Origin of the sequence: Ilumatobacter sp. (assembly GCF_030065885.1) — a bacterium.
In the GTDB taxonomy this organism is placed as follows: domain Bacteria; phylum Actinomycetota; class Acidimicrobiia; order Acidimicrobiales; family Ilumatobacteraceae; genus Ilumatobacter.
In genome coordinates, this window is the sequence record NZ_JASJCS010000157.1 from 1 (window position 1) to 8901 (window position 8901).

The 8901-nt window shown below is 69.6% G+C and carries 6 protein-coding genes, 1 tRNA gene and 1 pseudogene; 4 read left to right on the top strand and 4 right to left on the bottom strand.

Features of this window, described 5'->3' with window-relative positions:
- Together QNJ12_RS22130 and glgB are read left to right on the top strand one after the other, a co-directional pair.
- A partial coding sequence (locus tag QNJ12_RS22130; RefSeq protein ID WP_300626038.1) for a phosphotransferase occupies positions 1-844 on the top strand: 844 nt, incomplete at its 5' end.
- 46 nt (positions 845-890) lie between these two features.
- Positions 891-2831, top strand: coding sequence for a 1,4-alpha-glucan branching protein GlgB (glgB, locus tag QNJ12_RS22135; protein ID WP_300626040.1), 1941 nt, complete (start codon positions 891-893; stop codon positions 2829-2831).
- Here glgB and QNJ12_RS22140 read toward each other — a convergent pair whose 3' ends face one another.
- A complete protein-coding gene (locus tag QNJ12_RS22140) occupies positions 2832-3383 on the bottom strand; it encodes a nuclear transport factor 2 family protein (RefSeq protein ID WP_300626042.1) in 552 nt (183 codons plus the stop codon). It abuts the gene before it with no gap.
- A gap of 113 nt (positions 3384-3496) precedes the next feature.
- Here QNJ12_RS22140 and QNJ12_RS22145 point away from each other — a divergent pair, with 113 nt between their 5' ends.
- Together QNJ12_RS22145 and QNJ12_RS22150 are read left to right on the top strand one after the other, a co-directional pair.
- A complete protein-coding gene (locus QNJ12_RS22145) occupies positions 3497-4294 on the top strand; it encodes an SDR family NAD(P)-dependent oxidoreductase (RefSeq protein ID WP_300626044.1) in 798 nt (265 codons plus the stop codon).
- Between the two features lie 49 nt (positions 4295-4343).
- Complete coding sequence (locus QNJ12_RS22150) at positions 4344-5783, top strand: hypothetical protein (RefSeq protein WP_300626046.1); 1440 nt, start codon at positions 4344-4346, stop codon at positions 5781-5783.
- A gap of 42 nt (positions 5784-5825) precedes the next feature.
- On the opposite strand, the gene QNJ12_RS22155 is transcribed toward QNJ12_RS22150, so the two are convergent.
- From QNJ12_RS22155 to QNJ12_RS22165, 3 genes and pseudogenes are all read right to left on the bottom strand, one after another.
- A tRNA-Lys gene (locus tag QNJ12_RS22155) sits at positions 5826-5897 on the bottom strand.
- A gap of 257 nt (positions 5898-6154) precedes the next feature.
- Positions 6155-8035: a hypothetical protein gene (locus QNJ12_RS22160; protein WP_300626048.1), complete on the bottom strand. Its 1881-nt coding sequence runs from the start codon at positions 8033-8035 to the stop codon at positions 6155-6157.
- A 290-nt stretch (positions 8036-8325) separates the two neighbouring features.
- Positions 8326-8901 (bottom strand): annotated as a pseudogene (locus tag QNJ12_RS22165) (carbamate kinase); the annotation flags it as partial.

Sequence of the window (8901 nt, forward strand, 5' to 3'; positions counted from 1 at the left end):
CCTCGTTCGGCACGATGCCGTGCCGAACGAGGGCGACCTGTTCGAGCGGATGCTGACCGCCTTCGGCGAGTCCCTCGACACGACCGGGCCGGCCGACCGCGAGCGCCCGGCCGAGCTCTCGCTCGAGGTCGCCGAGCTCCTCGGGCGACGCACGGCCGAGCTGCATGGCGCGCTCGCCGGCGCGCGAGCGCCGGGTATGACGCCGCTGCCGTTCGCGCTCGACTGGCAGGAGGTGCTGCTCGACGAGTTGCGAGCGGCGGTCACCGAGACGCAGCGGGCACTCCTGCGCGCCGGGGTCGGTTCGGCGCCCGAGCTGCTCGAACCGGTCGACCGTGTGCTGCGCCGGTTCGAACCGCTGCACGACACCCGTCTCGAGGCGATGCGCATCCGCGTGCACGGCGACCTCCACCTCGGGCAGATCCTCTGGACCGGCGACGACATCGTGTTCATCGACTTCGAGGGCGAGCCCGGCCGTCCGATGCGCGAGCGGCACGAGCTGCGGTCGCCGCTGATCGACCTCGCAGGACTGCTGCGGTCGATCGACTACGCCGGCCGGATCGCCCTCGACCGCGCCGCCGCCCGCGGCCAGCTCGCAGCCGACGGCAGGGACGGCGTCGCCGAGCTCCACGAGGCCTGGATGCGCGAGCTCGGCCGCACCGTCACCGAGTCGTACCTCGCCACGGTGCCGCCCGGCCTCGTGCCGTCCGACCGCGATGCGGCCGATCTGCTCCTGGCCGTCTTCCTGCTCCAGAAGGGGCTCTACGAGGTGCGCTACGAGCTGTCGAACCGGCCGGCGTGGGTGCACTGGCCGCTGTCGGCCGTCGTCGAGATGATCCAGCCGTGAACGCCCTCGACGATCCGTCACGACCCACCCCGACATCGTGTTACAGATGGTGTCTGACACCAACTGTGACGGCGGCGGGGCACCGGTGCCGGAGGCCGACATGACGCTGATCCCTGAGCTCGACATCCACCTCTTCAACGAGGGAACGCACCGGCAGTTGCACCGGCACTTCGGCGCGCACCCTGTGGACGAGGGTGTCCGCTTCGCCGTCTGGGCGCCGGCCGCCGAAGCGGTGCACGTGGTCGGCGACTTCGACGACTGGTCGGGCGAGGCGGCGCTGACCCCGCAGGGCAGCTCCGGTATCTGGTCCGGCACCGTCGCGGCGGCCGGCATCGGCACGACCTACCGGTACCGCATCACCGCGCCGGGCGGGAACCGCGTCGACAAGTCGGACCCCGTCGGTGCGGCACACCACCCGGCGCCGTCGATCGACTCCTACGTCGCCGACCTCGACCACCAGTGGCACGACGATCAGTGGATGCTCCAGCGCGGCGCCCGCAACTCGCTCGCTGCGCCGATGTCGATCTACGAGATGCACCTCGGGTCGTGGGGTCGCACGGTCACCGACGGCCGGCGCTTCCCCAACTACCGCGACCTCGCCGACCCGATCGCCGACCACTGCCTGGCGCACGGGTTCACCCACGTCGAGTTCCTGCCGCTGATGGAGCACCCGTTCTACGGCTCGTGGGGATATCAGACGACCGGGTACTTCGCGCCGACCTCGCGGTTCGGGTCGCCGACCGACCTGATGTCGATGGTCGACCGTCTGCACCAGCGCGGCATCGGCGTCATCTTCGACTGGGTGCCGTCGCACTTCCCCACCGATGCCCACGGCCTCGCCGAGTTCGACGGCACGCACCTCTACGAGCACGCCGACCCCCGGCAGGGCTTCCACCCCGACTGGAACTCGGCGATCTTCAACTACGGCCGCAACGAGGTCCGCTCGTTCCTGATCTCGAGCGCGATGTGCTGGCTCGACCGATTCCACGCCGACGGGCTGCGCGTCGACGCTGTCGCGTCGATGCTGTACCTCGACTACTCGCGCGAGGAGGGCGAGTGGATCCCCAACCGGTACGGCGGCCGCGAGAACATCGAGGCGATCGACTTCCTGCGAGAGCTCAACGAGGCGGTGTACGCCGAGCACCCCGACATCGTCACCCACGCCGAGGAGTCGACGGCCTGGCCAGGTGTCAGCCGCCCCACGTACCTCGGTGGGCTCGGGTTCGGCGGCAAGTGGGACATGGGATGGATGCACGACACGCTCCAGTACATGCGGCGTGACCCGGTACACCGCCGCTGGCACCACGGCGAGGTGACGTTCCGGTCGGTGTACATGGGCAGCGAGCACTACGTGCTGCCGCTCAGTCACGACGAGGTGGTGCACGGCAAGGGGTCGCTGCTCGACAAGATGCCCGGAGACGACTGGCAGCAGTTCGCCAACCTGCGGCTGCTGTACGCGATGCAGTGGTTCCAGCCGGGCAAGAAGCTGCTCTTCATGGGCGGCGAGCTGGCCACCCGCTGGGACTGGAGCCACGACGGCACGCTCGACTGGTCGCTGCACGACATCCCGATGCACCAGGGCGTCCGGCAACTCGTCGCCGACCTCAACGCGCTGTACCGCGACGAGCCGTCGATGCACCTCGGCGACACGGTGGTCGACGGCGGCGCCGGCATGCGCTGGGTCGAGGCCCACGACGCCGACCGCAGCGTGTTCGCCTGGCTGCGCACCGACCCGGCCGACCGCGAGCGACCGGTGCTGGTCGTCATCAACGCCACGCCGTCACCGCAGTACCACTACCGGCTCGGCGTCCCCCAGGCGGGCCGCTGGGTCGAGCTGATCAACACCGATGCCGACGTGTACGGCGGCAGCGGCATGGGCAACTTCGGCGGCGTCACGGCGGCGCCGCTCGACTCGCACGACCAGCACCAGTCGGTCGTGATCGACATCCCGCCGCTCGCCGCGATCGCGTTCGCGCCCGAGAGCTGATCAGGTCCGGGTCATGTTCTCGCAAGACCGCCACAGGGGCGACTGGGCGCAGTCGTAGTAGACGGTCTCCTCGACGATGAGTTCGCCGTCGAACCCGAGGACCGAGATGCCGGTCAGCTCCCAGCCGAAGTTGCCGACCATCGACCAGCGCATCGCCGCGGTCTCGGCGTTGGCGGCGAGCAGCTCGGCTTCGGCCGTTTCGACGTCGGCGAAGACGTCCCATCCGCGGCGTACACCGAACCGACCCTCGAACGTGTCGTGGAGCGCCTCGTCGTACCAGACTGCCTCGTCCGAGTAGAGCTCGACCATGGCCGTGACGCTCTGATCGGAGATCGCCGCCGCCCAGGCGTCGATGGTCTCGGTCATCTCGGCCGACGGGTCGTCGCTCTCGGAGTCGTCGCTGGTGAGAAGCCACGCAGCGGCGAGGCCGAGGGCGAGCCCCGCCAGGAGGACCAACAAGACGGTCGCACCGCCCAATCGTCCTGAGCCCATCGTCTCGGGGGCCGGCGGCTCGTGGAGCCGCGCGTCGTCGGACTGCAGTTGGTTCACCATGGTGCAGCCTCCTCGTGGTCAGCCTCCATCGTCCTCCGGCCTGCGTCGGCCCGCCTAGGGCCTGAGGTCCGCGGCTCCGCCGAGGCCGGGGTCGGCGGATACGGTCACGCTCCATGACCGACCGGCTCACCTCGCTGTCCCGCTCGATCGAGGGTCGCGTCGCGATCGTGACGGGCGCCGCCAGCGGGATGGGGCGGGCGACGGCGCACCTGTTCGCCGACGAGGGCGCCCACGTCGTGGTCGCTGACCTCGGCTCGGAACGGGTGGCCGCCGTGGTCGGCGAGATCCATGCGGTGCACGGGGATCGCGCCGCGCTCGGCGTGGTCTGCGACGTCGCGGACGTCGCGCAGCTCGAGGCGCTCGTCGCTCGCACGCTGGAGGCCTTCGGCCGGCTCGACATCGTCGTCAACAACGCCGGGGTGGCGCTGCCGACGTCGCTCTTCGAGGAGGACGACGAGGCGTTCGAGTCGAACTGGGCGTCGACGCTCGACATCAACCTCACGGCGCACGCTCGGCTCGTTCGGCTCGCGCTGCCGGCGTTGCTGAAGTCCGACGCAGCGCGGGTGGTGAACATCGCGTCCACCGAGGCGATCGTGACGTCGGCCGGCATGACGGCCTATGCGGCGACGAAGGCGGGTGTCGTCGGTCTGACGAAGAGCATGGCGGTCGAGGTCGGCCGGCAAGGTGTCACCGTCAACTGCATCTGCCCCGGCGCCGTCGAGACCGGCATGACCGAGGACATCCCGCCCGACGCCAAGCAGACCTACGCCCGCCGGCGCGTGCCCGTTCGCCGCTATGCCCAGCCCGAGGAGATCGCCCACATGACGCTCAACCTGTGCCTCCCGGCATCGAGCTACGTGAACGGCGCCATCATCCCCGTCGACGGCGGCATGACCATCCGCCACACCTGACGTCGCTGGTTGCCGCGCCGGTGGTGCGCCCACGTGATGGAGTGACAGAGTGAGCGACGTGGACGAGTCGGTCGTGCTGCTCGACAACGTGAGTTCATCAGCAGCCAACGCAGCGATCGGGTGGCTGATCCAATCCGGTGAGACGCTGCTGCCGGGTGGCGCGCGAGTCGAGATCGGGGCGCACCCCGATGACGAGGAGCTCCTCCCCGCAGGTGTCGACGACGACATCGAGGATCCCAACGCGGTGGCACGCCGGGCGCATCGCAACTGGGCTGCGGAGGCCGTCGGAACCCTCCAGCTGCTCTTCGAGTCGCTCGACGTGCCGACGCGGCCGGACATCGACCATTCGGTTGCCACGCTCCTCGGCGAACTCGTTCGCGCCGAGCCCGGGGGCGAGGCGGAAGCCGACGTCGGTTGGACGATCCGGGAGCTGCTCGATTGGCTCCGGGTGAGTCAAGAGCGATTCCCCCAGCACGAATGGATGGGCACTCCGCCCTGCCCGCTCTGCCGGCACGAGACCGACCGGCCGAGTATCCGCAGCTGGTCACGTGCAGGGACAGGCGTGCTGCATGTGACATGCCGGTCGAACCAGCCGGAGGGCGTCGGGTACTGCGGCGCCTTCCTCGCCGTCGGTTGCTCGTGGTTCGGGTTGATCGAACCGAAGGTCAGCATCGCGCTGGCCTGGTATCGGCGCACGCGGGAGCGTCGAGGGTTGCGCGCCTCGATCTATGGCCCCGGCGAGCTGAGCCCGGCCGAAGGGATCGTCAGCCTGGCCGATGTTCGGGCCGCGGCGCCGACCAGCCTTGCTGCCATCCATGACGAGCTGCTGCTCACCTTGGACGCGATCGCGAGGCAGGATCACACCTTCGGCTCGTACGCCGACGTGGGGCCCGAGGACACGCCGCTGGCGATGGCGCCCGGCTACGTCGATCTGGACTACCACCTCGACGAGCTGGCGAAGCAGGGGCTGATCGAGCAAGAACTCCGCGCCCACGGCTTTCCGGGTCGGCTCGTCGACGGTCAAGATGCGAGTGTGCGCCTCACGGGCGCGGGGAGACGGCACGTCGAGGAGCTCGAACGTGGCACGGTCGACAAGCCGAACCAGGGGTTCGTCGCCATGTGGTTCGACCCCGAGCTCGAGCACGTCTACCGGGAGGCCATCGAGCCCGCCATCCGCGACGCCGGGTTCGATGCGATGCAGATGGCGTTCCTCGAACACAACGACGACATCACCGACCGGATCATCGCCGAGATCCGCAAGTCCCGCTTCGTGGTCGCCGACTTCACCGGCAACCGGGGTGGCGTGTACTTCGAGGCCGGCTTCGCGCTCGGGCTCGGCAAGACCGTGATCTGGACGTGCCGGCGCGACTTCTTCGAGGAGAGCGGCGTCCACTTCGACACGCAGGCCCGCAACCACATCCTCTGGGACGAGCCGGAGGATCTCCGCCGCAGCCTGCAGGCCAGGATCGAGGCGACCGTCCCGCGCTGACGACCGACACCAACCCGTCGACGGGGACCATCGTCGCGCGTGTGCGCCCCCAGGGTTTCGAACCCTGAACCAACGGGTTAAAAGCCCGCTGCTCTACCGTTGAGCTAGAGGCGCTCGAGCCGACGATCGTCGACCTGGCCGTGCGACAGCGTAGAGCCCGCACGCCTGCCGACACCTCCTCGATCCGGTCGCAACCGCAGAACGGAGGGTTCGGCTCACCACCTGCGTCCAGCCACAGCGGCGCAATCGAGGGTTCGGCCGCGTTGGCACGGGGGCGATGTCGTGCGCGCGCACGACCGAGATCTGGCCCGAACGTCACCGCAGCGCACGGAGTTGCCCGTTGATCCGGGAGGCCGACGCCGGTCGTCTCGTCAGGCGTTCTGAGCGTCGATCCAGTCTCGGAGTGCGGAACGGGAGATGCCGAACTTGGTGTGGCCGGCACCGAGCCCGGAGTTGGCGATGATCTGCGAGCCGGAGCAGCCACCGGTGTCCTCCAGGGTGGCAACGACGATCCCATCGGTCGAAGCGAACCCGTCAATCGATGCGGCGTACCGGTTCTTCTTCAAACCCTCGCTCGGCTGATCCGGCAACACCGTTGCGGGACAGACATCCTCGGCGTCGGGGACCCCATCTCCGTCGGTGTCGATCGCGAAACAGTCGTCGACCGACGTCGCACCGGGTCCGGCGGTGGTTTGCCCCACCGGGCATGGGGTCGCGCCGGTCGCACCCGTCACGTCGACGAAGAACCCGACCGGCGCATCGTCACACCCGGTCGCACCCGTCCCGGCCTGGAACGTCCCCACCGGACACGGCGTCGCACTCGTCGCACCCGTCACATCGACAAAGAACCCAGCCGGCGCATCATCACACCCGGTCGCACCCGTCCCCGCCTGGAACGTCCCCACCGGACACGGCGTCGCACTCGTCGCACCCGTCGTATCGACGAAGAACCCAGCCGGCGCTGGTGTACACGGCTCGGCGCCGGTCGTCGAGAACGAACCGGGCTGGCACGGCTCAGCGAACCGATACACGCGGGCATGACCGGCGAAGGAACCGTTGCCGTCGTTCCCGATCGCACCGATGACGACCGTGTTGCCGTCACTACTCATCGCGACCTGTTGGGACAGGTCCCCTGGCGCCTCGCCGTCGATGTCGGTGCCGCGCTGCACCCAGGCTGCGCCGTCCCAGTCATGAACCCACACGTAGCCGGCATCCGTACCGGGGCCGGCGGACCCGTTGACACCGAGGGCGACCGTGTTGCCGTCACTGCTCATCGCCACCGAAACGTTCGAGTCGTCGTTGACCATGCGCTCGATGTCGGTGCCGCGCTGCACCCAGCCTGCGCCGTCCCAGTCATAGACCCGGGCCTCGCCGCCACTGCGGGGGGCGCCAAGCATGACGGTGTTGCCGTCACTGCTCATCGCCACCGAGATCCCGGCAAGGTCCCCAGGACCCACGCCGTCGATGTCGGCGCCTCGCTGCACCCAGGCTGCGCCGTCCCAGTCGAAGACCCCGGCAAGACCCGCCATCGTGCCGTTGCCGTTGTCGCTGCGAGGGGCACCGATGAAGACGGACGTGGCATCACTGCTGATCGCCACGGCATCTCCGAACGTGCCGCCGGGAACTGCGCCGTCGACATCGCTACCTCGTTGGACCCACGCGGTGCCGTCCCAGTCGTAGATCCGGACGTAGCCCGCACCCGAAGAGGCGCCTTGGGGGGCGCCGACGACGACGGTGTCGGCGTCACTGCTGATCGCCACCGACGATCCGGACCGGTCGCCGGCAGCCTCGCCGTCGATATCGACGCCGCGTTGCACCCAGGCCGCGCCGTCCCAGTCGAAGACCCGGGCGTAGCCCACACCAGAGAAGCTCTCTTCGGGGGCGCCGATGACGACGGTGGTGCCGTCGCCACTCATCGCCACCGCCGACCCGAACCGATCGCCGGCGGCCTCGCCGTCGATATCGGCACCGCGTTGCACCCACGCAACGCCGTTCCAGTCGAAAACCCGCGCATGACCCGCATCGGTCCCGTTGCCGTCATTGCCACGGGCGCCGATGATCACCGCGCCACCATCGCTGCTCATCGCGACCGACGAACCAGAGACGTCGCCGGCGGCCTCACCGTCGATATCGGCACCGACCTGCTCCCACATGACGGTCTGGGCAGCCGCGGTCTGAGAGCCCACCGGCACGAGCACCGCGACCGCGGCCAGCAGCGTCACCGCAAGAGACAGCCGGACTGCCCGCACCATCGAAGACACGCCGTGAGGCCCGTGTGGCCCGATGCCACTCCGTCGCCGACGCCCGACTCGGCCCCAGCATCCGTCAACGTTCCCGCTATCGGTCGACATGACAACCCCCCAGAGCGAAGCACGCCACCGGTGCAGCCCGTCATCGCCCGCGCCACCTTACGGGATTGTGAAGAGGGCCGAGCGACCTGGCCGCCACCTCGTCACGTGATGAGGTTCGGCAGCTGGCGTCGCCGACGGACGCACCCACCTCGAGCGCGCCGACTGTCCGGCGGGAAGGAGCCAGCGTCGAATCAGGGTGTGACGCGCGTTCCGGCGCGACCGGCCAGGACCGCCTCGGCCTCGACGAGCGATCCGATCGCTGCGAAGGCGCCGCCGGCCGCGAAGCGTGAGGCCGCCTCGACCTTCGGACCCATCGAGCCCGGAGGGAAGGCGAACGCTTGCAGCTCCGCCACGCTCGCCGACCTGATCGGTTCCGAATGGGGTTCGCCGTACGCGGTCTCGACCGCCGACACGTCGGTCAGCAGCAGCAGCGCATCCGCGTCGAGCATCGCCGCGAGGAGCCCGGCCGTGAGGTCCTTGTCGATGACCGCCTCGACGCCCGACAGCGTGCCGTCGGGCCCGCGCACGACCGGGATGCCACCGCCACCGGCACACACCACCACGACGCCGGCGTCGACCAGCCGCCGGATCGTGTGGCCCTCGACCACCTCGATCGGTTCGGGCGAGGCCACGACACGACGCCACGAATCGCCGTCGGGGGCGACCGACCAGGCCCGTTCGGCCGCCAGGTTCCGCGCCGTCGTCTCGTCGTAGACCGGTCCGACGAACTTCGTCGGGTGGGCGAACGCCTCGTCGTCGACGTCGAC